The organism is Paraburkholderia acidiphila (assembly GCF_009789655.1).
Taxonomy (GTDB): domain Bacteria; phylum Pseudomonadota; class Gammaproteobacteria; order Burkholderiales; family Burkholderiaceae; genus Paraburkholderia; species Paraburkholderia acidiphila.
In genome coordinates this window covers 587897-613304 of the sequence record NZ_CP046911.1, presented here as the reverse complement: position 1 = coordinate 613304, position 25408 = coordinate 587897, and the positions used below count along the sequence as shown (strand labels likewise).

At 63.0% G+C, this 25408-nt stretch carries 24 protein-coding genes and 1 riboswitch; of the genes, 12 read left to right on the top strand and 12 right to left on the bottom strand.

Annotated features, from left to right (window positions below; translation table 11 throughout):
• Positions 1–662 precede the first annotated feature (662 nt).
• Entirely contained in the window at positions 663–923 is a 261-nt protein-coding gene (locus tag FAZ97_RS27000) for a hypothetical protein (RefSeq protein ID WP_158761636.1), read from the bottom strand.
• Positions 924–1471: 548 nt separating this feature from the next.
• Between FAZ97_RS27000 and FAZ97_RS26995 the strand changes: the two genes are divergently transcribed.
• The 10 genes from FAZ97_RS26995 to FAZ97_RS26950 all read left to right on the top strand — a co-directional run bounded on the left by FAZ97_RS26995 (position 1472) and on the right by FAZ97_RS26950 (position 12275).
• Complete coding sequence (locus FAZ97_RS26995) at positions 1472–2602, top strand: hypothetical protein (protein WP_158761634.1); 1131 nt, start codon at positions 1472–1474, stop codon at positions 2600–2602.
• Between the two features lie 238 nt (positions 2603–2840).
• Positions 2841–4679: an allophanate hydrolase gene (gene atzF, locus FAZ97_RS26990; protein ID WP_158761632.1), complete on the top strand. Its 1839-nt coding sequence runs from the start codon at positions 2841–2843 to the stop codon at positions 4677–4679.
• A 46-nt stretch (positions 4680–4725) separates the two neighbouring features.
• A complete protein-coding gene (locus FAZ97_RS26985) occupies positions 4726–5823 on the top strand; it encodes a BMP family ABC transporter substrate-binding protein (protein WP_158761630.1) in 1098 nt (365 codons plus the stop codon).
• A gap of 40 nt (positions 5824–5863) precedes the next feature.
• Complete coding sequence (locus tag FAZ97_RS26980; RefSeq protein WP_158761628.1) at positions 5864–7018, top strand: ABC transporter permease; 1155 nt, start codon at positions 5864–5866, stop codon at positions 7016–7018.
• Positions 7011–7937, top strand: a complete 927-nt coding sequence (locus FAZ97_RS26975) for an ABC transporter permease (protein WP_158761626.1) — start codon at positions 7011–7013, stop codon at positions 7935–7937. Before FAZ97_RS26980 ends, FAZ97_RS26975 begins: the two co-directional genes overlap by 8 nt.
• 74 nt (positions 7938–8011) lie before the next feature.
• A complete protein-coding gene (gene biuH / locus FAZ97_RS26970) occupies positions 8012–8704 on the top strand; it encodes a biuret amidohydrolase (protein WP_158761624.1) in 693 nt (230 codons plus the stop codon).
• A 2-nt stretch (positions 8705–8706) separates the two neighbouring features.
• Entirely contained in the window at positions 8707–10320 is a 1614-nt protein-coding gene (locus FAZ97_RS26965) for an ABC transporter ATP-binding protein (protein WP_158761622.1), read from the top strand.
• Between the two features lie 44 nt (positions 10321–10364).
• Positions 10365–11030 (top strand): cysteine hydrolase family protein, encoded by a 666-nt coding sequence (locus tag FAZ97_RS26960; RefSeq protein WP_158761620.1) that lies wholly within the window; start codon positions 10365–10367, stop codon positions 11028–11030.
• A complete protein-coding gene (hpxZ, locus tag FAZ97_RS26955) occupies positions 11027–11431 on the top strand; it encodes an oxalurate catabolism protein HpxZ (protein ID WP_158761619.1) in 405 nt (134 codons plus the stop codon). The genes FAZ97_RS26960 and hpxZ overlap by 4 nt, the downstream gene beginning before the upstream one ends.
• Positions 11432–11537: 106 nt before the next feature.
• On the top strand, positions 11538–12275 hold the full coding sequence (locus FAZ97_RS26950) for a GntR family transcriptional regulator (protein ID WP_158761617.1): 738 nt from the start codon (positions 11538–11540) through the stop codon (positions 12273–12275).
• Here FAZ97_RS26950 and FAZ97_RS26945 read toward each other — a convergent pair.
• The 10 genes from FAZ97_RS26945 to FAZ97_RS26900 all read right to left on the bottom strand — a co-directional run bounded on the left by FAZ97_RS26945 (position 12272) and on the right by FAZ97_RS26900 (position 21907).
• Positions 12272–13513 carry a complex I 51 kDa subunit family protein gene (locus FAZ97_RS26945; RefSeq protein WP_158761616.1) on the bottom strand — a complete coding sequence of 414 codons (1242 nt, stop codon included), beginning with the start codon at positions 13511–13513 and terminating at the stop codon, positions 12272–12274. The genes FAZ97_RS26950 and FAZ97_RS26945 overlap by 4 nt on opposite strands.
• Before the next feature lie 19 nt (positions 13514–13532).
• Positions 13533–15182: an FAD-binding protein gene (locus FAZ97_RS26940; RefSeq protein ID WP_158761615.1), complete on the bottom strand. Its 1650-nt coding sequence runs from the start codon at positions 15180–15182 to the stop codon at positions 13533–13535.
• A gap of 15 nt (positions 15183–15197) precedes the next feature.
• The gene (locus FAZ97_RS26935; protein ID WP_158761614.1) at positions 15198–15836 is read right to left on the bottom strand and encodes a 4Fe-4S dicluster domain-containing protein; all 639 of its coding nucleotides are present in this window, start codon (positions 15834–15836) and stop codon (positions 15198–15200) included.
• 187 nt (positions 15837–16023) lie between these two features.
• On the bottom strand, positions 16024–16878 hold the full coding sequence (locus tag FAZ97_RS26930; protein ID WP_158761612.1) for a class I SAM-dependent methyltransferase: 855 nt from the start codon (positions 16876–16878) through the stop codon (positions 16024–16026).
• 87 nt (positions 16879–16965) lie between these two features.
• Positions 16966–17172 carry a hypothetical protein gene (locus FAZ97_RS26925; RefSeq protein ID WP_158761610.1) on the bottom strand — a complete coding sequence of 69 codons (207 nt, stop codon included), beginning with the start codon at positions 17170–17172 and terminating at the stop codon, positions 16966–16968.
• Positions 17173–17233: 61 nt separating this feature from the next.
• Positions 17234–17725 carry an aminoacyl-tRNA deacylase gene (locus FAZ97_RS26920; protein ID WP_158761608.1) on the bottom strand — a complete coding sequence of 164 codons (492 nt, stop codon included), beginning with the start codon at positions 17723–17725 and terminating at the stop codon, positions 17234–17236.
• Positions 17726–17858: 133 nt separating this feature from the next.
• Positions 17859–18227, bottom strand: a complete 369-nt coding sequence (locus tag FAZ97_RS26915) for a DUF190 domain-containing protein (RefSeq protein WP_158761607.1) — start codon at positions 18225–18227, stop codon at positions 17859–17861.
• A gap of 174 nt (positions 18228–18401) precedes the next feature.
• Positions 18402–18731, bottom strand: coding sequence for a DUF190 domain-containing protein (locus FAZ97_RS26910; protein ID WP_158761606.1), 330 nt, complete (start codon positions 18729–18731; stop codon positions 18402–18404).
• A gap of 78 nt (positions 18732–18809) precedes the next feature.
• Entirely contained in the window at positions 18810–20363 is a 1554-nt protein-coding gene (locus FAZ97_RS26905; protein WP_158761605.1) for a MutS-related protein, read from the bottom strand.
• Positions 20360–21907, bottom strand: coding sequence for a MutS-related protein (locus FAZ97_RS26900; protein WP_199272194.1), 1548 nt, complete (start codon positions 21905–21907; stop codon positions 20360–20362). The genes FAZ97_RS26905 and FAZ97_RS26900 overlap by 4 nt, the downstream gene beginning before the upstream one ends.
• 145 nt (positions 21908–22052) lie before the next feature.
• Positions 22053–22115, bottom strand: a riboswitch (Fluoride riboswitch).
• A 123-nt stretch (positions 22116–22238) separates the two neighbouring features.
• Here FAZ97_RS26900 and FAZ97_RS26895 point away from each other — a divergent pair.
• The gene (locus FAZ97_RS26895) at positions 22239–22622 is read left to right on the top strand and encodes an ATP-dependent protease (protein WP_158761604.1); all 384 of its coding nucleotides are present in this window, start codon (positions 22239–22241) and stop codon (positions 22620–22622) included.
• Between the two features lie 81 nt (positions 22623–22703).
• Here FAZ97_RS26895 and FAZ97_RS26890 read toward each other — a convergent pair whose 3' ends face one another.
• Entirely contained in the window at positions 22704–23618 is a 915-nt protein-coding gene (locus FAZ97_RS26890) for a LysR substrate-binding domain-containing protein (RefSeq protein ID WP_158761603.1), read from the bottom strand.
• Positions 23619–23753: 135 nt separating this feature from the next.
• On the opposite strand from FAZ97_RS26890, the gene FAZ97_RS26885 reads away from it, so the two are divergent.
• Complete coding sequence (locus FAZ97_RS26885) at positions 23754–25151, top strand: FAD-binding oxidoreductase (protein ID WP_158761602.1); 1398 nt, start codon at positions 23754–23756, stop codon at positions 25149–25151.
• Positions 25152–25408 lie beyond the last annotated feature (257 nt).

The following is a 25408-nucleotide window of genomic DNA, read 5'->3' as shown; positions in this document are numbered from 1 at the left end:
TCCCCGGGATCGTCTTTGGATGTAGCCATTGCATCACTCCTTCTGAAATTGGAGCGTGGAAGCCGAAAGGCAGCGGAGATTGTTTCCGCTGTCGTGCATTCCTGCTCGCGTGTGACCGTGATTTTCGTTGTCGTTATGGGCCGAATGCGGCGTGGTCTGAACGGGTCGACGCACGATCGTACGTGCCGCCCGCGCTCCGTGGCGAAGCGAATGGATTCAGTAAAGTCGATCGCACATGCAATGTCAACACGACAACGTGAGAATTACTAAGGACTCTATATGATTTTATACAACCACTCATTGACCGCACTGACACAATCGAACATCACGATCGATTTACGTGTACCGGACAAATTCTGGCTTCATTTTCTTCACGCGTGTGAGGCCTGTATGACCCTGTCGTTACCGTGAAAGCGGGGTGGGACCTGTCTGCCGGTCACTCCGGGCTCCAGCGCTGTCAATCCCGCCAATCAAAGGCAACGCCCGGCCATGCCGGGCGTTTGTTTTCCACTAGCGACCAGGTTCTTTGAGTATTGGCGGCAACAGTCTATCGCCTGTTCGGCACCATTTTCACCTCTGGGACACCCGATAGCCGCTGTCGAATGACACGAAAGGCAAAATGGGGGGCGTCGTCGATCCCCACTGCGGTGCATTTCAGCTTCTCAGGAATCCTCGCTACCGCTGCCTTCGAGAATGAGCCGCGTACCTGCTAACAGGCTGTCGAGTTGCTCGGCAATGAATTTCACGTGTTTATGCAGCGTGGAGATCGATGCCCTGACAAAGTACTCATCTCTCTTGGTCGTAAATCCAGGTTTGCGTACTGACAACATGAATTCGTCAAAATGCTTGTGCCCGCCAAGGTCGACCAACATCTTTTGAAGCGCTTTCATGTCTCGTTCCAGTCCCTCGATATCGTGTGCCATCGCTTTCTCCTTTCAGGAAAGGTTCGACGGACGATGGAAGCGAATGCTTGCGTTCGAGAACATCTAAAACGCCCGCCGGCGTCGACCGTCAGATCGCGGCGCTTCTTGGGGACTCTAGCCCATCCCCTCGGCTGGCGCCTCCATCGTATGGTGGAGATCATCAATTCCGGTCTGGTTCGCGAACATGGCGCTGTCTGACGTTGCACAACTTGCGGAGCATGGTGCACCACCATGAGGATCATCGACTGTCGAAACGCTAAGGGTGCCTTACTAATGATTTGGTATTGACAACGGTGCAATGCGTAGCAACCCGCTACAGATCGTCTCCCATCGACCTCAACGACGCCCCCCTGCCTGCGGCGCATTTTCATCGTTGAACTATGTGCGTTAGCGCACATTTCGGCGCGCCCATCGGTAGCGAGCAGTCGATGAACTGCTAGCCTTCTTGCAATGGTGCAGCGCATCAGCATGGGCGCACGCAACGGTTTTGGTATGGGTTGCAGACTTTCGTACCCAGATTTTCGTTTTCCGAGCAAGCGGAGGCGCATATGCGCGAACCGTCCACGATGCCTGAGGGTCTGGCTGTGTTCGAATTGCCTCGACCGTTCGTCGCACCGGCGCTTCGTGTCCTGAGACTAGCCAACACTGCGATCGACGCCCTCTTTTACGACGTTGGCGTGCTCTTGTGTGAACTGCTCTGGCGCGGTGAAGTAGTCAGCACTCAGACGTCGCCCACGCCAACTCAATTCAACCAGTTCGGACCGTTTTCGCTGCGCGGTTTCACTAGCCTGGATCTTGACGCGCTGTCGAATCCAGAGGGCTGCATCCTTGTCGTCGATAGCACCAAGGCCCCATTCGTACAGCGGTTCGACAGCGTTGTTGAGTTCATCGAATGGGCAAACTCAGACGGCCAGGATGTCAAGACTGTCACGATTACCGGAGTCGGGAGTTCAGCGCTTGGTTCCGCGGCCTTCGCGTGGAATGCCTCCATGGCGCTCGGCCAGCGCGTGGCGGCGATTGTCCCGGGTTACGGGCTCGCAGATATGCTGGAGCAAGCGTTGGGTGGGTGGTTCGGCTTCGGTGTACAGGATTGGCTCGGCTCGCTCGCGCAAACGATCATGGCGAACACGGTCCCCGAGACAGCGAAGATTGGACGCAACCTGCTCATTTCGGCACCCGCCCATAAGGAGGCAACAACCGGGGCGCCTGAGTTCATCACGGGCAACCCAGCCTCTGACGTGCTGCATTCAATACTGGAGCGTGCCCCGGCGATCAATACTCTGCTTGGTCACAGTAAAGGCGCGCTGGTCATTTCGAACGCACTTCGTTCACTCGGCGCGGATGTCACGAAGCGCCTTTGGGTAGCGACGTTCGGTTGCGCGATTTCGGAGTCTGTGGCGGTCAAACACTATGAACAGTATCTGGGCATCCTCGACGCATTGGGAGCGCTGAATTCCTGGGGACACTCGCCAGATCACCTAGTGTTTACGCACCACAGCACAAATATTGCCATCGCATTCGCCATGCCGGTCGCGATCTTGACGCGGGTTTCGGTGGCGTTGGGGCACGGTTCGGAAAGCGCCCATTCACAACGAAATCAAGACCGCCGAGCCGACTCGCGGGACACCGGCAGTGTTGCTGGAGCGACACGGCCGCGCGTGAACGCCGATAACGACTAGCGCGCGGGGCAAGCCGGGTCGCAGGTTCCTTGCAAGGTCCTGCACGATGTTCGGGATGCGTGCACCAGCGCGGGCCCATTTGCGACCCATTCCGGACCAGGGCTGATTCAGGGCACGCGCCTCGCTCGCCCGCCCCTTCCCCCTGAAACCCCTGTCCTGCAAGCGTCTCAGGCGACAACCGGGTCGATGGCATAGTTGCTGCTAACTTGAGTTCAAACTTGTATTCAAGATTGGACTCATGTCTACAGACGCCCGTTTCAGAGTTCGTGCCCTGCTCGACTCCTATGCCCGTAAAAGCACCACGCCTCGCGAAGTCGTCGAGACGTTGATCGCCCGTATCGCGGCCTCCGGGCGTCCGGAAGTCTGGTTGTCGCGGGTGAGCGAGGGCGACCTCGCCCGCCGCGTTGCCGAACTCGAAGCCGCGTACGCGCGCCTCGGCGCTGCGGTCTTCGAGCGGATGCCGCTCTTCGGCGTACCGTTCGCCGTGAAGGACAACATCGACGTCGCCGGTATGCCGACCACTGCGGCCTGCGACGCCTTCGCCTATACGCCCCGCACGTCGGCCTTTGCAGTCGACCGGCTGCTCGATGCGGGCGCCATCCTCGTCGGCAAGACGAATCTCGACCAGTTCGCGACGGGCCTCGTCGGCACGCGCTCGCCCTACGGCCGGGTGCGCCAGTTCGAATCCGATGCCTACGTCTCCGGCGGATCGAGTTCGGGTTCGGCGGTCGCGGTCGCAGCCGGGCTCGTCGCGTTTGCACTTGGCACGGACACCGCGGGTTCGGGGCGTGTCCCCGCGGGCTTCAACGAACTCGTGGGTCTGAAGCCAACGCCCGGCCTCGTGAGCAAGCGCGGGGTGGTGCCCGCGTGCCGAAGCCTCGACTGTCTATCGATCTTCTCGCACGACGTCGGCGACGCCTGGGAAGTCTTGTTGCAGATGGCGAAGTACGACGGGCACGATGGCTACGCGCGCCGCGTGCCATCGCTTGGGCTACCCCATGCAGCGCTGCGCCTCGCGGTGCCGCGGCCATTGACATTCTTCAGCGACACGCAGGCCCAGCAAGCGTTTGCTACTACGCTCGACACGATTGCCACGCGCCTTGAGCTGACGCCGGTACACGTGCCGTTCGAACCCATGCAGCGCACGGCGGCTCTCCTCTACGACGGTCCCTGGGTGGCGGAGCGGCGGGCGGCGCTCGGGTCGTTCTTCGAGGCGCATCGCGCCGATATCGATCCCGTTGTCGCCGAGGTCATTGCCAAAGCCGACCGCTACAGCGCCGTCGATGCGTTCAATGGCCAATACGCACTCGCCGCGTTACGCAGCGAAGTCGAGGCCATGTTCGAAGAGATCGATGTCCTCGTCGTGCCGACCACGCCGACCCATCCGAGCTTCGACGATGTGCAGGCGGACCCGATCGGCGCGAACAGCCAGCTCGGCGTGTACACCAACTTCGTGAATCTGCTCGACCTTTGTGCGCTGGCCGTGCCGGGCGTGCGTCGGGCGGATGGCCTGCCTGCAGGCGTCACGCTCATCGCCCCCGCCGGCGGCGACCAGCGGCTCGCCGTCCTCGGTGCGCAAATCCAGGCGCTCTTCACGGCGGTCGCCGCGGCCGACGACGCAGCCAGCATCGCCGCGAAACCCCTGCCGTTCGAAGAGCCAACGGTGACGCTCGCCGTCGTCGGTGCGCATCTGCGCGGGCAGCCGCTCTGCTGGCAAATGCTCGAGGCGGGCGCGCGGTTCGTCCAGACGACCCGCACCGCGTCGCAGTACCGCCTCTACGCGCTCGCCGGCACGACACCGGCCAAGCCCGCGCTGGTGCGTACGCCGGACGAGCCCGGCCGGCCCATCGAAATCGAACTTTGGGAAGTGCCGCTGCGCACCTTCGGCACGTTTGTCGCCCGCGTGCCGGCGCCGCTTGGCATCGGCAGCGTGCAGACGAGCGACGGGTTGATTGTCAAAGGCTTCATCTGCGAGCCTGCGGCTGTCGCGCCGGGAAGTGGCGCACGCGACATCACCGAATTCGGTGGCTGGCGTGCATGGCTCGCCACTGCGGTGCAGGCACGAAGTCCAGCTTGATAGGCATATCTAAATTTAACGAATGAAATTCGTGAGGAGTCCAACCATGACAAAACGACGTGATTTTCTCAAGGGTGCGGGCGCCCTTGCCCTCGGCAGCGCCTTGCCGTTCGATCTCGCCTTCGCCGCCGAACCGCTCACGGTCGGCGTGATCTACGTCGGCTCGCGCGGCGACTACGGCTACAACCAGGCCCAGGCGCAGGCGGCAGCCGTCATCAAGAAGCTGGCGAACGTGAAGATCGTCGAGGAAGAGAACGTGCCCGAGACCGTCGCCGCGCAAAAGACGATGGAAGCGATGATCGAACAGGACGGCGCGACGCTCATCTTCGCGACCTCGTTCGGTTATTTCGATCCGCATGTGCTGAAGATGGCCGCCAAATACCCGAAGGTTCGCTTCGCACACTGCGGCGGCCTCTGGAAGAGCGGCAATCCGGCCAACATCTCGAGCTATTTTGGCTACATCGACGAATGCCAGTATCTGAACGGCGTCGTGGCGGGCCACGCGAGCAAAACGAAGAAGCTCGGCTTCGTCGCGGCCAAGCCGATTCCGCAGGTCCTGCGCAATATCAACTCGTTCACGCTGGGCGCGCAATCGGTCGATCCGTCGATCACCACGCATGTGATTTTCACGGGCGACTGGTCGATGCCGGTGAAAGAAGCCGAAGCCGCGAACAGCCTCGTCGATCAGGGCTGCGATGTCCTCACGTGCCACGTGGATGGCCCGAAGGTCGTGATCGAGACTGCGGAAAAGCGTGGCGCGATGAGCTGCGGTTATCACGCAAGCCAGGCGGCGCTCGCGCCGAAGGGCTATCTGACCGGCGCCGAATGGGACTGGGCAACGCCGTACAAGCTGCTCGTCGCCAACGCGCAGACGGGCAAGCCGCAGCCCAATATCCTGCGTGGCGGCCTGCGCGAAGGCTTCGTGAAGATGTCGCCGTATGGGGTGAAGGTGACGCCCGATGCCCGCACGAATGCCGACGCAATCAAGGCGAAGATGGTCGCGGGCGACTACGTGATCTTCAAGGGGCCGATGAAGGACAACAAGGGCGGTAGCGCCATAGCATCCGGCACGAGCTACGCGCAGACCGATATCGCGCTCGAGAGCATGAACTATCTGGTTGCCGGCGTGGTTGGCCAGATTTGAGGCGCGTTTGCGTGCGTTTGCGTCCTCACCAGGAGTTGTGATGTCCACTTCCCTTTCGCCGGTTCATGGGCGGCCGCGCAGACTGCCCGCAGGTGTTGCTCGTCTGCTGCTTGCCGGATTGCCTGCGTTGCCGACGCTGTGCGCGATCGCCGCCACGCTGGCGCTATTCGGCGTGTTCCTGCTCGTCCAGGGGCAGCCAGCCGTCGAGGCCCTTGGCCTCATCGGCCAGGGCGCTTTCGGATCGTCGTTCGCATGGCAGAACACCTTGCTGCGCGCCGCGCCGCTCATGCTGACTGCCCTGTGCGTCGCGCTGCCCGCCCAGGTCGGCCTGATCGTGATTGGCGGCGAAGGGGCACTCGCGCTCGGCGGGCTCGCAGCGGCTGTCGTGCCGCCATGCCTGCCGCACGCGACGCCCTGGTTCATTGCCACGCCCTTGATGGCCATCGCCGGGATGCTCGCGGGCGGTTTGTGGATCAGTGCCGTAGGCGCGATGCGTCAATGGCGCGGCGTCAACGAGACCATCAGCAGCCTGCTGATGTCGTATATCGCCATCGCCGTCTTCAAGTTTCTGGTCGAAGGGCCGCTGCGCGATCCCGCGAGCCTCAATAAGCCGTCGACGCTTCCCATCCCCGACACCATGACCATCGGCTCGCTGCCGGGTCTCGATGTGCACTGGGGGCTCTTCTGGGGCGCACTCGCGTGTCTCGCCGCCTGGGTGCTCGTGCGTCACAGCACGCTCGGCTTTGCGATGCGCATAACGGGCGGCAACGTGCGCGCCGCGCGCCTCGTTGGTCTGCCCGTGGGCGGGCTCGCGCTCACCGCCTGCGCGCTCGGTGGGGCATCGGCTGGACTTGCCGGGATGTTCGAAGTGGCCGCCGTACAGGGCAGCGCGAATGCGTCCCTGCTCTCGGGCTACGGCTATGCAGGCATCCTGGTTGCGTTCGCGGCGCGCCAGAACCCGTTCGCCGTGATCGTCTGCGCGCTGATGGTCGGCGGCATCGAGGCGAGCGGCAGTCTGCTGCAACGCCGCCTCGATCTGCCCGACGCCGCCACGCTCGTGCTGCAGGGCCTGCTGTTCGCCAATCTGCTCGCGTGGGAGGCGCTCGCGCCGCGCCTCGCCGCCTGGCGCGTGAAGCTGCAGGCCGCCGCGCTCGATGCCTCTTCAGTCTCGCTGGAGCGTACTCATCATGTCTAGCCTCCATTCGCCCGCCGCGGTGTTGCTGCTCTCGTTATTCGCGGGCGCCATCCGCGTGAGCACGCCGTATCTGTTCGTGAGCCTCGGCGAGTGCCTGACCGAGAAAGGCGGACGCGTGAATCTCGGCCTCGAAGGGATTCTCGTCTCCGGCGCCATGTGCGGGTATGCAGGTTCGTATCTCTCGGGGTCGCCGTGGATCGGCGTGCTCGCGGCGGCGGCAGCGGGTCTCGTGCTCGGCTGCCTGCACGGTCTCGTCTGCTCGCTGCCGCGTGTCTCCGATATCGCATTCGGCATCGCGCTCATGCTGTTCGGCACCGGCCTCGCCTTCTATCTCGGCAAGCCGTTCATCGAGCCGCAGGCACCGATGCTGCCGTCGATCGATCTCGGCGCGTGGGCCGCCTCGCCGCAGGTGCACAACGCGCTGCACATCAACCTGCTCTTCCTGATCGGCGTCGTGCTCGCGCTCGCCCTGCAGTGGGGCCTGCGCTCGATGCGCTGGGGTATGACGCTGCGGCTCGTGGGCGAGAACGCCGAGAGCGCCCGTGCCATGGGCTATCCGGTCACGCGCGTACGCGTAATCGCGACGGCCGTGGGCGGCCTCTTCGCGGGCGTGGGCGGTGCCTATCTCTCGCTCGTCTATCCCGGCAGCTGGAACGAGGGACTGTCGAGCGGCCAGGGCCTCATGGCCGTCGCGCTGGTGATCTTCGCGCGCTGGCAGCCGCTGCGCTGTCTCTGGGCCGCGCTGCTGTTCGGCGCCGCCGGCGCGCTCGGCCCGGCCCTGCAGGCGATCGGCGTGACGAGCGGCTACTACCTCTTCAACGCCACGCCTTACGTGCTCACGCTCGCGCTCATGATCGTCAACTGCAGACCCGACCGCACACTGGCGGGCGCACCGGGCGAACTGAGCCTCACACGCTAAGCGTGAACGCCACCTGAACCGCCGACCGAATCGAGAATCGCGTGCGCCCGAAAGCGCGCGCCCGGAGAACGAAAATGACTCAGTACATCGAAGCGCGCCCTTACCCGTGGCCCTACAACGGCGACCTGCGCCCGGACAACACGGCGCTCGTCATCATCGACATGCAGACCGACTTTTGCGGCTACGGCGGTTACGTCGACAAGATGGGCTACGACCTCTCGCTGACCCGCGCCCCGATCGAGCCGATCAAGCGCGTTTTGAGGCTCATGCGCGAACTCGGCTTCACGATCATCCATACGCGCGAAGGGCATCGCCCGGACCTGTCCGATCTGCCCGCGAACAAGCGCTGGCGCAGCCGCCGCGCGGGCACAGATGGCGTGGGAATCGGCGACATCGGACCATGCGGCCGCATTCTCGTGCGCGGGGAGCCGGGCTGGGAGATCATCGACGAGCTGGCGCCGCAGCCCGGCGAGATCGTCATCGACAAGCCCGGCAAGGGCTCGTTCTGCGCAACGGACCTGGAGCTGATCCTGCACACGCGCGGCATTGCCAACCTCGTGCTCACCGGCATCACAACCGACGTGTGCGTGCACACGACCATGCGCGAGGCGAATGACCGCGGCTTCGAATGCACCGTGCTCGCAGACTGCTGCGGGGCAACCGACAAAAGCAATCACGACGCGGCGCTCAACATGGTGCTGATGCAAGGAGGCGTGTTCGGCACGGTCTCCGATTCGGCGTCGCTCGTCGCCGCCCTGGAGCGCTGATCATGGCGACCGCGACGCGAGCGCTCGGCGTCGAGGTAATCGGCGCAAGCAAGTCATTCGGTGCGTTCCGCGCACTCGACGACGTCACGATCAAGGTGGCGCCTGGAACCGTGCACGCGCTGCTCGGCGAAAACGGCGCGGGCAAGAGCACGCTCGTCAAGGGGCTCGTGGGCTATGGCGTGCTCGATCACGGCGCGATTCTGGCCGACGGGCGCGAGGTGCACATCACGTCCCCGCGCGATGCCCAGGCGCTCGGCATCGGCATGGTCTATCAGCACTTCACATTGGCGGCCGGGCTGAGCGTCGAGGAAAACCTGCTCCTCGCGCGCGGCAAGCTGCCATGGAAGATCGACTGGGCGGCGGAGCGCAAGGCCCTCGACGCGTTCATGCGGCGCATGCCGTTTCGCCTCGCGCTCGACGCGCCCGTGTCGTCTCTCGCGGCCGGAGAGAAACAGAAACTCGAAATCCTCAAGCAGCTGTATCTGGAACAACGTTTCCTGATCCTGGACGAACCGACGTCCGTACTCACGCCGCAGGAAGCCGACGAGGTGCTCGGCCTGATGCGCAAGCTCGCCTCGCGCGGCGACCTCACGGTACTGATGATCACGCACAAGTTCCGCGAGGTGATGGCCTATGCGGACAACGTGACCGTGCTGCGCAAGGGGCGCTTCGTCGCCAGCTGTGCCGTTGCCGAGACCGACCGCGAACAGTTGGCCGCCTGGATGATGGGCAGCGACGCGAGCCTCGAAGCGCGCGAGGGGGCCGCCGAAGACGATGGCGAGATGCGGCTTACGCGCAAGACGCACTCGCCCGACGCCCCGGTGCGGCTCTCGCTATCGAGCCTCTCGATCGTTGACGACCGCGGGCACGCCGCCGTAAGGGAAGCCTCGGTCTCGGTGCGGGCGGGAGAAATTCTCGGGCTCGCAGGCGTCTCCGGCAACGGCCAGAAGGAGCTGATCGAAGCGCTCGTCGGGCAGCGCAAGGTCGTCTCGGGCGAGATGCGCGTGGAAGGCGCGCCCTATGCCGCGACGCGCGAGGAAATGACCCGCCTGAGGGTGTTCGCGCTTCCCGAGGAGCCGCTGCGCAACGCGTGCGTCGCGGGGATGAGCGTGGCGGAGAACATGGCGCTGCGCGATTTCGATCGCGCACCGCTGCGGCGCCGGGGATGGTGGCTCGACCGGCGTGCGATGCGCGCACGCGCCGAGCGGTTGATCGCCGAATTCAACGTGCGGCCGCCGCTGCCCGAACGCACCATCGGCACGCTTTCCGGCGGCAATGTACAGCGCGCCGTGCTGGCACGCGAGCTAGGTCAGGCCGTGAACGTGCTGATCGTCGCGAATCCGGTGTTCGGACTCGACTTTGCCTCGGTAGCCGCTATTCATGCGCGTATTCTCGCTGCGCGCGATGCCGGCGCGGCTGTCCTGCTCGTGAGCGAAGACCTCGACGAACTCCTGGAACTCGCCGACCGTATCGTCGTGATGGCCGAAGGGCGGCTCGTCTACGAGACGGTGGCAAGCGTCGCGGACCGCGTGGTGCTGGGGCGCCACATGGCAGGACATGGCGACGAAGGCAAGCCGCAGCCGGCAGAGCCGGCCGTGCTGCACGCAAGCGCCTGAGGGGACACCCGATCGACACACAGCACAAAGGGAGAAGGACAGCGATGACAACCATCGCCCGGGCCAAGCCCGTTCCGTTCACGTTCGATGCGCGTCACACGGCGCTCATTGTCATCGACATGCAGCGCGACTTCATCGAGCCCGGCGGCTTTGGCGAGGCGCTCGGCAACGACGTGTCGCTGCTTGCCGGCATCGTGCCAACGGTCGCGCGGCTGCTTGCCCACGCCCGTTCAGCGGGCTGGCAGGTCGTGCACACGCGCGAATCGCACGCACCCGACCTTTCCGATTGCCCACCGGCCAAACTTTTGCGCGGCACGCCGAATGCGCGTATCGGCGACAAAGGGCCGATGGGCCGTATTCTGGTGCGCGGCGAACCCGGCAATGCCATCATCGATTCGCTTAAGCCACTCGACGGCGAACTCGTCATCGACAAGCCGGGTAAAGGCGCTTTCTACGCAACGCGCCTTGGCGAGGAACTGGCGATGCGCGGCATCACGCACCTCGTGTTCGCTGGCGTAACAACGGAGGTCTGCGTGCAAACCTCAATGCGCGAAGCCAACGATCGAGGCTATAAGTGCCTGCTCATCGAGGATGCGACGGCGAGCTACATTCCCGCGTTTCGCGAAGCCACGATTGCGATGATCCATTCGCAGGGCGGGATCGTCGGCTGGACCGCTCCGCTCGACGCCCTGCTGGAGGCAGCCCGATGACGCTCGAACTGAACCGGCCCGAAATCGTTGCGCAGGTGGATGCGGCTTTCAAGGCTTACGAGCGTGCGCTGGTCGACAACGACGTCGAAACCATGAACGCACTCTTCTGGGACGCACCGGAAACCGTACGCTACGGCATCGCCGAAATCCAGCACGGCGGCGAGGCGATCCGCCGCTGGCGGGAGACCTGCGTACCCGTGCCGCGCTCGAGACGCCTGCACCGCACCGTCGTGACGACTTTCGGCGCCGACTATGCGACGGTGAGCACCGAGTTCACAAGCGACGCGACGCCGTTGACAGGCCGCCAGATGCAGACCTGGGCGCGGCTGCGCAAGCCGGACGAAACATTCGGTGGCTGGATGATCGTGGCGGCGCACGTGAGCCTCATCGAGCCCGCTTGAATACGAACAAGCGCACGAATAGGCGCGGATAATGGCGAGGCGGCGTTCATCGCCCGGCGTTACACGGACGCGCTGAAAAACTTTCGATGTTTTCTACACCCGACTCATGAACGACTTGCCCGAAGCGGCCGCCGAGGCCTCCCCAGCATCTGGCGCGAAGATGGTTTATAGCGCGAACCCGCTTGCGGAACAGGTGTATCAGCTGATCAAGCAGGACATCTTCAACTTTCGCCTGTTTCCTGGCGACCGCTTTTCGGAAAACGACATCGCCCAGCATTACGGCGTGTCGCGCACGCCGGTGCGCGACGCGCTGTTCCGCCTGCTGCGCGAGGGGTATCTCGAGGTGGGATTCCGGCGCGGCTGGAAGGTCTGCGATATCGACTTCAACCGGCTCGACCAGCTCTATGACCTGCGCATCGTGCTCGAACTGGCGGCGATCGATCGGCTCCCCGGCGTTCCCCACCACGCCATGGACGCGCTGCGGGCCGTGTGGTGCGTCGAGCAAAGCCAACGCGAAAGCGACCCGGCTGCCATGTTCGTGCTGGACGAGGGCTTTCATCGCGGACTCGTGAGCGCAGCGGGCAACGACGAGATGCTGCGCGTACATAATGAGGTGACCGAACGTATCCGTATCGTACGGCGGCTCGATTTTCTCAAGGCGCATCGCACGAGCGCGACCTACGACGAGCATTCGACGATGCTCAACCTCGTCGATCGCGGGAAATTTGCCGAAGCGAGCATCCTGCTGCGCGCGCACATTACGCAAAGCAAGCTGGAGGTGAGAAAGATCACGCTGTCGATGCTCGCGACGGCGCGCGATGAAAAGCTGCCGTTCGTGAACTAGGTTAGAAGTGCTTCGTATTCGTCGCGGAACTGGTCGAGCGAGCTTTCCACGACAGTCACCGCACCGTCGATAAGACCGCAACGCCCGCTGCCCGGAAGAATGCGGCACAGGTTCTCCAGAGAATCCAGATCGGCGCGTACGCCGCGGCCGGTGTCGAGCCGGTTGAGAAGCCGCATCAACTGAAAAGTCCCGCCCTTGCAAGGCGGACACTGCCCACACGAGCCCTGGGCGAAGAAGCTCACGTACTCCGCGACCTTGCGCACGATGCTGGTGCCTTCCGAAACGACGATCATGGCGCCCGTGCCAAGACGCGAGCGGCGTTGCCGGACGGAGTCGAAGTCGAGCGCGACATCGAGTTCGCGTTTCGTCAGCAGGGTGTTGGAGGGGCCGCCGGTGAAGACCGCCTTGAATTCCTTGTCCTGCAACATCCCGCCGCCGTATTCAAAGACGAGCGCCGCGAGGCTCGTGCCCATCGGCAGTTCGTACAGACCCGGACGCAAGACGTCGCCGGAGAGCGAGTAAAGCTTGGTCCCCGCGGCATGGCCAATACCCAGGTCCCGATACCACTGCGCGCCGTGGCGCAGGATGCCGGGTACGTGAGCCAGGGTCTCGGTGTTGTTGACGATGGTCGGTGCGCCATGTACACCTTGCTGCGCCGGGAAAGGCGGTTTGCGCCGTGGAAACGGAAACCCGCCTTCCACACTGGCAATGACCGCCGTCTCCTCTCCTCCGATGTACAGCCCTGAACTGGGGAGAACGCAAAGTGAGAGGGGCTTTCCGATTGCCTGTTCGATCGCAGTGAAAAGCGGATGCTCGCGCCACTGCTGCACGGCGTCGCGAGTGACCGCGAGTGCCTGTTGCTCATGCGGGTTCACATAGAGCACGACATGGTTGGCGCGAGTCGCGAGTGCGGCGATGAGCGCGCCTTCTATCACCTGGTGAGGCGTGTGTTCCAGCAGAAAGCGGTCCTTGAAGGTGCCGGGTTCGTCTTCGTTGCCATTGCAGATGATGTACTTGTCCCCTTCAGGCGCGGCGGCCACAGGCGTCCATTTTCGATGCGTCGGGAATCCCGCACCGCCCATACCGCGCAAATCCGCCGCGGCAATTTCCGCAATGATCGCTCCGGGGTCCTGCAACGCCCTCCCGAGTCCTTCGCCGCCGCCATGCGCGAGCCAGCCATCGAGATTCGCGCCTACGCGGATCTCATCGCGCAACAGAACCTGATTGAGCTTGTCCATTGGCGCTCCGTGGATCGCGTCACCGGGTGCTGCCGGCCGCGCGCGAGCGTGCGTCCGGGCGCAAGCTCGCGTCGGCCTGCAGATCGAAATGCGCGTAGTCGGGGAAAAGCTGCGGCGCCTTCACGTGCAAGGACAGTCCCGCCAACGTGAGCGCCCGCTGCCACGCGTGAACATGCCCGATGCCGGCGCGACTGGCCATGGTGCGCCCCTTCGACTGCGCCGCGCTCGCCCCAGCCCGGCGCCCCATGCTCAGAATGTCGAGCAACGCATTGCCCATCAGCCGGTTGCGGCCATGAATTCCGCCTGTAACCTCTCCCGCGCAGTACAGGCCGGGCACGTTCGTCGCGCCGTCCTTGTCCACTGCGACGCCTCCGTTCTGATAGTGCAGCGTGGGATAAACAAGAAACGGCTCGCGCGCCGGATCGATACCGCACTTGTGCGCGAGATGGCGTAGCGTGACGAGACGCTGCGCCAGAATGCCCGGGTTTTCCATTTCGAGTGTCGGTGTGTCGAGGAACACCCCGACCCGGTCGTCGTGCGTAATGCCGCGCCCTTGCGCGCATTCGCGCAGGATGGCCGAGGCCACCACGTCCCGCGCGTTGAGCTCGTCGACGAAACGCTCTCCTTCGCCGTTGATGAGCTTCGCGCCCGCAGAGCGCGCCGCCTCCGAGATCAAACCGCCAGCGAGGTGGGGCGGCCAGGCAACTCCGGTTGGGTGGTACTGGAACGAGTCGAGCTCACGCAGCCGCGCGCCGATTCGATACGCCAGTACGAGGCCGTCGGCGGTCGCACCGTAGTGGTTGGAGGTCGGAAAGGCATTCAGGTGCAGTCGCCCGGCCCCGCCCGTGGCGAGGATCACGGCACGCGCTCGCACCAGCACGAAGGTTCGCCATTCGAGGTTATAGAGCACGGCGCCCGCGCAGCTTCCGCGCTCGTCCGAGAGCAGTTCGACCACGGGGCAGCGGTTCCAGACGTCGATACCGGAATCGAGGTCGACCGCTTCGCGCAGTACGCGCATCATCTCCAGCCCGGTGTAGTCCCGATACGAAAGAATGCGCGCCGCCGAGGCGCCGCCAGGCTTCTTGCGCAACAGGTTGCCGCCGATCGGCCGGTCGTCCTCCAGATCGAACATCATGCCGAGCTGGATGAGCCAGCGAATCACATCGGGGCCGTCCATCACCATTTGCGCGACGAGTTCGGGGTCGCCGCAGAAATGGCCGGCACGCAACGTGTCCTCGAAGTGCAGTTGGGGGCTGTCGTCTTCCCCCACGGCGGCCTGGATTCCGCCCTCGGCCATCACGGTGTTGCTGTCGCCAAGGCGCAGCTTGCCGGCCAACATGACCCGCGCGCCCTGCTTTGCCGCGGTGAGCGCCGCAGCGCATCCCGCGCCCCCGCCGCCGACGACCAGCACATCGGTATGCACGAGCTGCGCGCCGGCCAGATCGACGTCGTCGATCAACGCGTTGGCCTGCAACAGGCGCGCGAGATCCGGCTGGCACGATTCCCCTCGATTCACACCAACGGCCAGGGCCACGCGCGCATTGGGCCCGTGATCGGGGTGATAGCCCTTGAGGAGATCGTCGACGGATGGGTCGTCCGCACGCAACACGGGCGCAACGCCTGGGCGGTAGCGCTGAAGCGCGTTTTCGTAGGGGATGCCGGTTGACATGTTCGCAGGCACCGGTCAACGCGGCGGCTGCGCGCCTGGCGCGTCGAAGTCGATCTCCATTTCGCCGCGTTCGATCTGCTGCAGCCTGCGGACAAGATTGGCCGGACGCAGCGAGTGAGCCGCAATCATGCGTCTCACGAACAGACCGAGATGGTTGGGCCGAATATGCTCGGGGCAAGCGAGCGTGCAGAGGTTGCACATGACGCATTCGTCGAACACCTGACTGGCGGCGTCCAGCCTGCCCTCCACCGCCAGGTTCACACCACGCTGGACTTCGAGCCCCTTTGGGCAGGCGCGGTCACAGCCGCTGCAGTGGCGGCAGTGGGACGCTTCCGGGAAGATTTCGGACATCGTGCTCAGCGCTTGCCAGCTATCGCCGAGGTCCTCCATGCGATACACGTGGCGCGCGGGCGTGGTGAGGTAGTCGAGGAATGCGACCTGCATGCCCGCTTCGACCCGCGTCTCGCACGCGAGTACGGTCTTCACCTCCTGCTCACCGCTGCGCCGGACCATGACGCGACAGGACCCGCACACACCCTGCCCCATGCAGCCGACACCTTCGACGAGCGTCTGGCCAGCATGCACGAAAGCCTGCAGGATCGAGCAGGTGGCCGGCGCCTCCAGCTCGCGCCCCTCAATGCTTAGGCGAACCATCTTCGGTCTCCTTGCGGCGCACCGGCGCCGCACTGGCAAACCCACGTGAAAGGTCATACGAACCTTAGCACAACGGAGGTTGTCGCCATGCGCAGGTCGCACGAGAACGTGGTTGAGGGCCTTCGTCCCTCATTTCGGCGCTCGTGAACGTGCAGTGGCGAAAAGGCCATTGAGCGGCGAGGCTCGTTCAGACGCGCGTGCTGCTGATCAACCACATCGCGCCAGGCAACCGCACTCCCGGACCGTCCGCATAGGGCGCGAGCGCCTCGTGAACAGACGCTGTGGCGGCGGAGATGACCTCCGCCGGCTGGTTGCGCAACCAACTATTGACCGCGCCGATCTGGGTTGACTGAACCACCGCCTGCTCCAGCCCGCGGCCGGCAGCGATATCGAGGTCCATATCGAGTTTCTCGAAGCGCGGCGCCGCCCAACCGGCTGCCGTGACCACCTCGGTCACGTGGTCCCGATCGGCGAAAGCGAACATGCCCGGTGCGTTAGGCACCGGCTGCGGCCTTGGCGGCAGGTGCCGCGCGGCCGCGGTCATCGGCACTTCCATCCACGGGTTTTCGGCCAGCGTACGCCAGCATACGAGCGCCATGCGTGCGCCCGGCGCGGCGGCGCGGCGCATATTGGCGAACGCCGCCACCCGGTCGCCGAAGAACATCACGCCGAACGCGGAGATCAGCAGATCGTATTCGTCCAGCGCGGCGGTTGCCGGATCGGTCTGCCGCCAATCGATATTGGCGATGCCGGCGGCGCTCGCGCGCCTTTTCCCCTCGGCAAGCATTGGCCCGGAAATGTCCACTCCCGCCACGCTGCCGGACGGACCCACGGCACGCGCGAATTCCAGCGTGGGCGCGCCGCAACCACAGCCGATATCCACCACGCGTTCGCCGGCACGCGGAGCGGCAAAGACAAGCAAGGCGCTTGTCACCGGCGCGAGCGTGAGGTCGGTGTGTTCCTGTCGAGCCACCCAGATGTTGCCGCCGTTACCGTTCCAGAAGGCCAGCATGTCGGCGTCGATCTCTTCGGGCGAGGCCATCCGGGTTCTCCTGCCTGGCGGGTGAACGGGTGACGGCCTCGTCGGGCGTGCAGCAAGCGGCAGCCAGAGCGGCTGGCGTCACATTTTCTAGTATTCCTTAATTAACCGGGCCAATGACTCGGCCTCTCGCGCGACGGCTTCGTCTGCCGATACCCCGTCGCTTATCCATAGCTGGACGGTGTCCGCGAACGCTTTTTGTGCCGCGCCGCACAACTGGGTGATGCGGATTCTATAAACGCCATCGAAGCTGAACACCTCCAGACGCCCTTCGTACTCACGCGCGTAGAACTTCATCGTTCGCTCCTTGAGTCCCGGCACGTCGACACTCGGCGGGCTGCGGCCCCGCTGCGCTCACTCACGCGCGCCCGCTCATGCCTCGCATGCGCCGTGCGAAATGGGCACGCTCCGCATCGTCCATCAGCGCCAGAAACTCGCCCGCTTCCATATGAACCAGTTCTTCGTGATCGCCCGCCTCGAAGTAGATGTCCGGCTGGCCCGCCAGGTTCGCTTCGAGATAGGTTTTCATGCCATACGCCCCGCAGATCGGCGGCAGCGCCCCTGCATCGCAGTCCTTGAACAGCTCGCGCAGCTCGGCCTCGGTCGCCAGGGCGAGCCTGCGCCCTGTCTTGTTCCAAAGCTCGGACAATTGCACGGCGTAGGTTGAGGGCAGTACGACGGCCACATAGCCGTGCTCGTCCTCGAGCAGCACGGTTTTCGCGAGACGGTCGCCGGGAATGTGCGCTGCCGCAGCGCTTTCCATGCTCGAATGACTGTATGGGTGGCGCACGAGTTCGTAGCGTGAGCCCTTGCTGCGCAGGCGCTCCTGCAGGGTGGTCGACATCGACATGGCACACCTCCTGTCGAATGCGTAGAAGAAAACCAGCCGCGAGTGACCTCTTCAGAATAGTTCACGCGCACGCGAATAGCACACCGGCACCCTCGCCGTAAATTCACAGTACGAAGGCCATGCTGTAAAGGGACTATTTCGGCTTATGTCCGAATATCGGAAAGCGCGTTTTCCCGGTCTGCTGCGCGTCCCCACCGAGCACCCCGAACTCGATGGGAAACCGTGTATAGAAGACGTGAACGTGCTCGGCTTCAACGGAGTCGAGCATGCGCTGGGCTTCGTCTTCCGTAACGGCGAGAATGACTTGCACCGGTTGGTCGGCGAGATTCAGCAAATGAGCCCCATGATGTGCGCCAGCATGCCCGGTACCCTCGGCGCAGTTGATGACCGTGACACCATGGATTCCCAGACGGCCCGCTTCGTGAAGCAGCCACTCGCACACCGTTCGATGTCCATGGTGGCGGTCATGTTCGGTGTAAAACGTAAGCTGAAAGCCGTTCATGCCCTCCTCCACGCGCGCGGGGGACCGCTGTGCAGACACTGCGACCGGATCTGACCGGTGCCGAACGGCCACCGGGAGACCCTCAATCCATTCTAGTGCAAGGTCTGGCGCCGGCATGTGCTGCATTGCAGCGCACCCGGACGACGCTAGGCACAAGCTCGGCTTGTTCTATCCTCAGCCTCCAGCTTTCGCTCCAAGCGCGGCGTATTCGATTCGCGCTCGCGTATAAAAAAGGGGAACACCGCCACCGTTGAGCTTTTCGAGCAAGGCGTCAATCTGTGAATCTCCGGCGATGAGCGTGACGGCAACCGACTGTTCCGCAAGCTCGAAAAAGCGAGCCGCATGATATTTTCCCTTGTGGTCCACACCTTCGGCGACTTCGACGACTGTGGCGCCATGAATGTCCGCGTTTCTGGCTTCCTCAAGTATCCAGTCAACGACCGAAAGGTGCCGGACGCGATGGCTCTGATTAGCCGCATAGATGGTCAGTTGACTACCTCGCATAAACGCCTCCTGATCGAGTTGATGAACTGTGCCCGGCGAAAGAGAAGCGCAAACGCGCCGCTAACCGCCCGCCCGGGATCAAGCTTTGACGCATGGCAACGGCTCCTGCATATGCCCAGCATCGTCCGACTCCACTGCGTCCTGCTCGAATATGGCGCAGTACAAGTCTTGCCCGAAACTCGTTTGCAGCGGCTCGCCCTGAATCAGTCGGAAAGTGCGCTCTCCATCCTCCCGGCGCTCGGCGCGCAGAAAGACTGCGGGAAACGCGCATTCGGCCGAGAGACCCTTCGCCAACGTAAACAGGTGGGTGACAAGGCATATCTTTACGCGCGCCTCGAGCAGAGCGTCGATAATCTCCCTACCGATTTCCGATCCCTCGCGCTCGTTGGTAGATGCAAACGACTCGTTGGAAAGAAAGAGCGCGTGATGCCTGATATGGTCAACGACCTCACTCATGCGGCTCAACTCTTCGTCGAATTTTCCGCCCTGCATCGTGGCGTCTTCTTCCCGCTTGTAGTGCGTGAAGATCCCCGTCGCGACGTTTGCTTCAAATGCCGAGGCGCCGACCATGCCGCCCGCCTGGAGCAGCACCTGCGCAATGCCAATACTACGCAGAAACGTCGACTTCCCGCCCTGGTTCGCACCGGTCACGACGATCGCGTCCTTTCCGTTCGCGTCAACGTCGTTTCCGACCGGTGCCTGCTCCGTACGCAGTGCGAGACTGATGTCGTACAGCGCTGAGCATCGATGCTTGCGCTGTTCAAGCGGAAAAGGCACCGGGAAGCAGACTGGCAAACCACGCTTCGCCAGTCTGTTGCGCAGGTTCATGAAACCCAGATAGAGGCCAAGCTCCGAGCGCAGCATCGCGAAGAAGCTCTTGATATGGTCGGCCGACTGGGCAAGCGCGTTTGCAACGTGATTGACGCCGCGCGCTTCAAGTTCGGAGAGTGCGCGCGCACCGTTCTCATCTCGCTCGGCAATGCGGAACGTGTGCGAGGGTGGGCGCCTTGCGAGTAGACGGCGAATGAGATTGGGTTCCGGCTCGTGGGGTTTGCACAAAACGTAGTGGGTGCCCTTGACGCCACGACCTGGTTGCGCACGAATCAGCACACCGCGATTAAACCTGAGTGCCTTCAGGCAATGCTTCACGGCCGCAAAGTAGTCATCCGGCAGTTCTTTGCGCACCATCGCGAAGAACCTTCTGAATCCGGCCGATTCGAATGACGGCGCTTCGTCGTCCGCGAGTTGGCGCAACTTCGCCAGCGGGACGAGATACGCCTGCACGAGATCCCGGGCCGAGTGCAGGACGCTGGACGCCGAAGCCGTCAATCCCCAGTAGAAGCTCCTGCGCTCTGTCTCTTGCGCCTCCACGGCAATCGCATACAGTCGCCGCACAATGGCCTCGTGGCTGAGACAATCCCTAAGGGTGGCCTGTCGATAAAGAATGGCGTCAAGCTCATCCAGACTGACGGTCACGACTTTCTTCGCCACCCCCTCGAGGAATTCATCGCCTGCTCCCATCGCCGCAAAAATGCTGGCGAGTTCGAGATCCCGCGTTAGCGTGGTTTCGTTCCATTGTTCATCGCGATGCCAATCGAAATCGCGATCCGCATAGAGCAACCATGCTTTCATGATGCAAGGCGCTCCTTCAGGCGTTCATGAGTCAGCCCGTACTGCTCGGCCACAGCGTTGGCGTATGCGCGTCCATCGGCGGCCTTTCGGCGAATACGGAACGTTCGCGCCGCAGGGTTGGCTGGACAGATTTCACTGACCATGCTCACTGTCTGCGCGCCGAGCCTCGTCAACTCTTCGACAAAAGTCACGCATACGCAAAGCGCGTCGCGCTCCATAATCCGCTTGATGATTTGACGGCAGAGAAACAGCGCATCGGCAAGCGTCGTGGAACTGAAAATCTCGTTCATCACAATGACGCTGCGTGGCGTGGCTCGCGCCACGATGGCGTGCATCCGGGTGAGGTCGTCCTGCAGTTTGCCGCGCATGTCCTTCGTATTCTCTTCGCGCTCAAAATGCGCAAAGATCTGATCGCAGAGATACAAGTGTGCCTCACTGCCCGGCACCGGGCAACCAAGCCTGGCGAGGTGGTGAAGTTGCCCGAACGCTCTCGCGAAAGTTGTCTTGCCGCCATTGTTGGGACCAGAGACCACGATAATGCGCTCAGATCGCTCCAGCCAGAAGTCGTTGCGCACAACGGGAAGCTTGTCTCCACATAGCTTGTGCGCGAGCGCGAGGTCGAACGTATCGTCGCAACGTTCGGCCTTGCTCGACGACGAAACCATCGGGTAGCAGAAGGGAAGGCCTTGCTCCCGGCAAATCTGAATGTAGGCGTCGTACGCGATGTAGAACTGCACCTCGCGGTCGAATGAAGCCAGGGTGGCGTCAAGAAAGCCCGTGTGATTCAGCCGAAAACTGGCTAACATCGCAAACGGTCGAGGCTGCAACGCTGCGACGTAGTCCAGTATCTGTGCCTCGACGTGATTCATTTCCGGCCATTCCTTGAGCTCGACACTGTGGTCCTTCACGTCACCCTGCTTGAATCGCTCGAAGAGACCCGCGACGTATGCACTGTAGTCGCTCTCGCCGCCGTAGTTCAGCACGGTCACTGCATTGCCGTGAATGTGAACCGCGTATCTAACGGCCTCCAGCGCCGTCTGCAGGTCCACCACGTCTCGCTGGAGTCCGATGAAGACCTCGCCACGAAGATACCCCGAAAGCCACGCGCTGAATTCGCGCAAACCTGCCGAGCTGGGGTGAACCGCTTGTAGCGTTGTTTCCAACGTCCTGAGCGCATCGCAATACCGGGACGCAGCTTCGAGGAACCACCACTGTTTTTGTCGCCGATAGTAGAGCTTCTCCGCCTGTGCCAGCGCCGTGCGCATCTTGCGCATTGACTGCGCAAAGGTGTGAATGCACCGGGAAATCTCGTGACGCCCGAGGTCGCGCATGACGTCGTGCCGATATCGAACTGCGCTCTCACGATTGAGCGCCGCACGAAAGTATGGCGTCAGGTTGTACTCGTCGTAGCCTTGCGTGACCTTCTGCTCGATCTGGTCGAGATTCAGGTCGCCAAAGCACTCCGGCTCGCGCACCTCGCCGGCAGGCGGCCCGTCTTCCGGCGTCTCAAACAGGATGCTGTGAAATCCCATTTCCAGTCCCACGTCGCCACGCCTTTAACAGCGCGCGACAACACCCAACCCAACAAATTTTGGGCTGTGACGATGCGAACCGGGAGTCGCCGTATTGACGGCACAGACACAGGTGGGGCCAGCGAAGAAACCGCATGCACCGACAGTGCCTGTTCCCAGGCCGGTAGGCATCATTAGCCCGTCAGGGCGGTTCCAGGAGAATGCCATCTCCTGCAAGAACGTTACGCCTCTATCGGCGGCGCTGCAAGCCCCCGGCGGACATGGCACAGGCGAATGCGAAGAAGTCTCAGCCGTCCAGTCACGGCCCGCGCGATAATGCGCCACGGCCAACATGAGATACACGATGACGACTCTATTCGACGAGGCAACGACGGCGGCGATCGCCGCGTTCTCCCAACTGGACCTCTACACGGCTGTGCAAGCGATGCGCGCCGAGGCCGACTACGACCGCGAACGGGATCAGTGGATCTCGCGCTACATCGACGAGCACGGCGGCGGCGCGGACGATGCGGCATACGACGCCCTGCACGCGCAAGCCCAGGCCAGCCCCGAATACGCACAGTTCGTCGCTGCCGTTCGCGGGGAAATCCTCGACTACTTCGGCGTGACCGACAAGCAACTGGACTGCATGGTCCTGCTGCGCAATGACGACAGCGATGAACTTTGGGCGGAGGTCAACCGGCGCCGCAACGTGCTGGGAACCGGTGAAGTGCGCGGAGATCTCTGAGCGTCGCTTGCGGGTGTACCGCGAAGGTCGCCAAGTCGCTGCGAAGCCTACGAGGCGTTCGCACACGCACCTGAGCCGCTTCTAGGTGCGGCGCGCGGAGATCACCCACTCAACAAATGCACGAACCGCGCTGGACCTCGCATGCTCCGCAAGATGTGCGACGTAGAAACCGTAACCAGGCAACGCAAAGGGATGCACTTTCACGAGCGCGCCGCTCAGCAGTTCGCGCTCCAGAACGACGTCGCTGCACAGCGCGACGCCCTGGCCCGCGAGCACAGCGTCGATCGCATGGAGTTCTTCCCGAAAGCTCAAATCACGCGTGCGCCGAAGCGACGTGAATGCCGATACCGGAACACCCGAAGCAGAAAACCAGCGCGGCCAGGAAGGCGCCTCGGGATCGCCGTTCGTCCACTCGTAATGGATCAGAGGAAATCGAAGCAGGTCCAGCGCCGCAAACGGGCGGGGTTGTTCTATTCCGACGAGGTGAGGGTTAGCCACGGCGTAGAACGCATCTCGCGCGATCTCCGTACAGACCAGACCGTTTGGCGGCGAATGTGCGTAGCGTATCGCCACGTCCGCAGCGCCTGCCGCCAGGTCGAGGACGGCATCGGTACCAATAATCCGCAGCGCGATGTCGCGATGAGACTCGTGCCATAGCGACAGCCGCGGCACCAGCCAGCGACTCGCGAAAGCGTTCGGGCTGGTGATGCGCAGCGCCATCGTGCTACCCATTCCGGCTACCGTGCACAGGGCGTCGGCGAATGAATCGAATCCACTGCGCAGGGCCGGATATAGAAGTTGTCCAGCATCGGTGAGTCGAATGGGTCGTGGCCGCCGCGCAAAGAGCGGCCTGCCGCACGCCTGTTCGAGCGTGCGGATCTGGTGACTCAGGGCCGTCGGCGTCACGTTGAGTTCATTCGCGGCGTCCTTGAAGCTGCGATGCCGCGCAACCGCCTCGAACGCCTGCAGCGAACGCAGAGGGGGCAACTTTCGCATCTGTTCAGTCTAGATGAAGTTTTCTCATCTGAAAGCTGAATTCTTTCATTTTGCTTTGACGACCGGGAAATGAAACCATCAAGCGATGGATCCTTGAATTTCGGCTTCAGCGCTAGTGGATGCAAAGGAGACAAGATGAGCACGCAGACGGAGACGTCACACGTCTTGAAGGGCAAAAGCGACACGGTCTCGCGTCAGGTCCAGCAACTACGCGACAGGCTTCACGGCACACTGGTCCTGCCCCGCGATCCGGATTATGACGAGGCGCGCCGGGTGTGGAACGGGACGGTCGACAAGCGGCCGGCCATGATCGTCTATTGTGCCGACGCCGACGACGTGGTCGCAGCCGTGCGCTTTGCCAGGTCGATTGATGCGCGGGTTGCGGTGCGCAGCGGCGGTCACAACGTGGCGGGCCTTTCAGTCTGCGATGCCGGCATCGTCATCGACCTTTCCCGGATGAAGCAGATCGACGTCGACGCTGACCGGCGCGTCGTGCGGGCGGAGGCTGGCCTCACCCTCGGCGAGTTCGATCGAGCCACCATGGCCTACGGCCTCGCGACGACAACGGGTGTGATCAGCGATACGGGCATTGCCGGCTTGACGTTGGGCGGCGGCTTCGGCAAGCTCGGCCGCAAATACGGACTGACTTGCGACAATCTTGTCGCCGTCGAAATGGTCACTGCCGACGGGCAGAAACTGTTGGCAAGCGACAGCAAACATTCCGACCTGTTCTGGGCCGTCCGGGGCGGTGGAGGCAACTTCGGCATCGCGACCGCTTTTCACTTGCAGCTTCACCCGCTCGATCGCGAGTTGCTTGTCTGCTCTGTGCTGTACCCGTTCGAGCAAGCACGCGCGGCACTGCGCTTTTATGATCGGTTTGCGCGCAATGCACCGGATGAGGTGAGCGCAGACGCTGCATTCGTCGCCAATCCTTCCGGCGAGCGATTTTTCAGCATATCGGCTTGCCATGCCGGCCCCCCGGAGTCCGGTCTACGGGTGTTCGAGGCACTGATGGACTCCGCCTCTGCCGCCGACTGCCGTCTCGAGCGCGTGCCCTACCTCCAGATTCAATCGAACGGCGACAGCGTGTTTGCGCGAGGCCGGAGGTACTACTGGAAGGCGCAGTTCCTGAAATCGATTGACGATGGCGCGATCGACGCCGTAACGAGCGCCTATGAACGCTCGCCTTCGCCGTCATCGTTGCTGGTCTTTCAGCATGTAGGGGGCGCCATTGCCCGCGTGGCCGGGTCCGCGACCGCATACGCGCATCGCGACGCCAACTTCGACTGCTTTCCCGTCGCCATCTGGGACGAAACAGGGGACGATGCCGTGAACGTCCAATGGGTGCGCAGCCTATGGGAAGCGTTAAGGCCGTATTCGTGCGGAGGCGTCTATGCAAACAACCTCGGCGACGAAGGCGACGAACGCGTGAAGGAAGCCTATGGCGAAAATTATTCGCGGTTGGCTTCCATCAAACGCCAGTACGATCCGGACAACTTTTTCCGTATGAATCAGAACATTGCTCCTGCGTGAGTCCATTCACCCGGTGCGCAATATCCGGTACACACGCATCTCGACAACGCAAATGAGACGATAAAACTCATTAATAAGCAGGAATACTAATATTGATAAATAATGGCCTGTCGGCCCCCCGTTCCTATAAGGGGTCGTGGCGATACCGCTGCGCGGGTGGCGGATTGCGTGGCCGCTGGCGCGTTTGCTGTCGATGCAATTGGGGTGGCGCTGGCGGCAGTGTCGCACAGCGGCGTCTCATAGCACAGCTTTCTGGC

Coding starts and splice junctions, on each gene's coding strand:
- biuH (WP_158761624.1), top strand. CDS start 8,012: ATGACTCAGTACATCGAAGCGCGCCCTTACCCGTGGCCCTACAACGGC.
- FAZ97_RS26960 (WP_158761620.1), top strand. CDS start 10,365: ATGACAACCATCGCCCGGGCCAAGCCCGTTCCGTTCACGTTCGATGCG.
- FAZ97_RS26940 (WP_158761615.1), bottom strand. CDS start 15,182: ATGTCAACCGGCATCCCCTACGAAAACGCGCTTCAGCGCTACCGCCCA.
- FAZ97_RS26925 (WP_158761610.1), bottom strand. CDS start 17,172: ATGAAGTTCTACGCGCGTGAGTACGAAGGGCGTCTGGAGGTGTTCAGC.
- FAZ97_RS26945 (WP_158761616.1), bottom strand. CDS start 13,513: ATGGACAAGCTCAATCAGGTTCTGTTGCGCGATGAGATCCGCGTAGGC.
- FAZ97_RS26975 (WP_158761626.1), top strand. CDS start 7,011: ATGTCTAGCCTCCATTCGCCCGCCGCGGTGTTGCTGCTCTCGTTATTC.
- FAZ97_RS26895 (WP_158761604.1), top strand. CDS start 22,239: ATGACGACTCTATTCGACGAGGCAACGACGGCGGCGATCGCCGCGTTC.
- FAZ97_RS26890 (WP_158761603.1), bottom strand. CDS start 23,618: ATGCGAAAGTTGCCCCCTCTGCGTTCGCTGCAGGCGTTCGAGGCGGTT.
- FAZ97_RS26915 (WP_158761607.1), bottom strand. CDS start 18,227: ATGAACGGCTTTCAGCTTACGTTTTACACCGAACATGACCGCCACCAT.
- atzF (WP_158761632.1), top strand. CDS start 2,841: ATGTCTACAGACGCCCGTTTCAGAGTTCGTGCCCTGCTCGACTCCTAT.
- FAZ97_RS26905 (WP_158761605.1), bottom strand. CDS start 20,363: ATGAAAGCATGGTTGCTCTATGCGGATCGCGATTTCGATTGGCATCGC.
- hpxZ (WP_158761619.1), top strand. CDS start 11,027: ATGACGCTCGAACTGAACCGGCCCGAAATCGTTGCGCAGGTGGATGCG.
- FAZ97_RS26920 (WP_158761608.1), bottom strand. CDS start 17,725: ATGTCGATGTCGACCACCCTGCAGGAGCGCCTGCGCAGCAAGGGCTCA.
- FAZ97_RS26885 (WP_158761602.1), top strand. CDS start 23,754: ATGAGCACGCAGACGGAGACGTCACACGTCTTGAAGGGCAAAAGCGAC.
- FAZ97_RS26935 (WP_158761614.1), bottom strand. CDS start 15,836: ATGGTTCGCCTAAGCATTGAGGGGCGCGAGCTGGAGGCGCCGGCCACC.
- FAZ97_RS26950 (WP_158761617.1), top strand. CDS start 11,538: ATGAACGACTTGCCCGAAGCGGCCGCCGAGGCCTCCCCAGCATCTGGC.
- FAZ97_RS27000 (WP_158761636.1), bottom strand. CDS start 923: ATGGCACACGATATCGAGGGACTGGAACGAGACATGAAAGCGCTTCAA.
- FAZ97_RS26980 (WP_158761628.1), top strand. CDS start 5,864: ATGTCCACTTCCCTTTCGCCGGTTCATGGGCGGCCGCGCAGACTGCCC.
- FAZ97_RS26985 (WP_158761630.1), top strand. CDS start 4,726: ATGACAAAACGACGTGATTTTCTCAAGGGTGCGGGCGCCCTTGCCCTC.
- FAZ97_RS26995 (WP_158761634.1), top strand. CDS start 1,472: ATGCGCGAACCGTCCACGATGCCTGAGGGTCTGGCTGTGTTCGAATTG.
- FAZ97_RS26965 (WP_158761622.1), top strand. CDS start 8,707: ATGGCGACCGCGACGCGAGCGCTCGGCGTCGAGGTAATCGGCGCAAGC.
- FAZ97_RS26910 (WP_158761606.1), bottom strand. CDS start 18,731: ATGCGAGGTAGTCAACTGACCATCTATGCGGCTAATCAGAGCCATCGC.
- FAZ97_RS26930 (WP_158761612.1), bottom strand. CDS start 16,878: ATGGCCTCGCCCGAAGAGATCGACGCCGACATGCTGGCCTTCTGGAAC.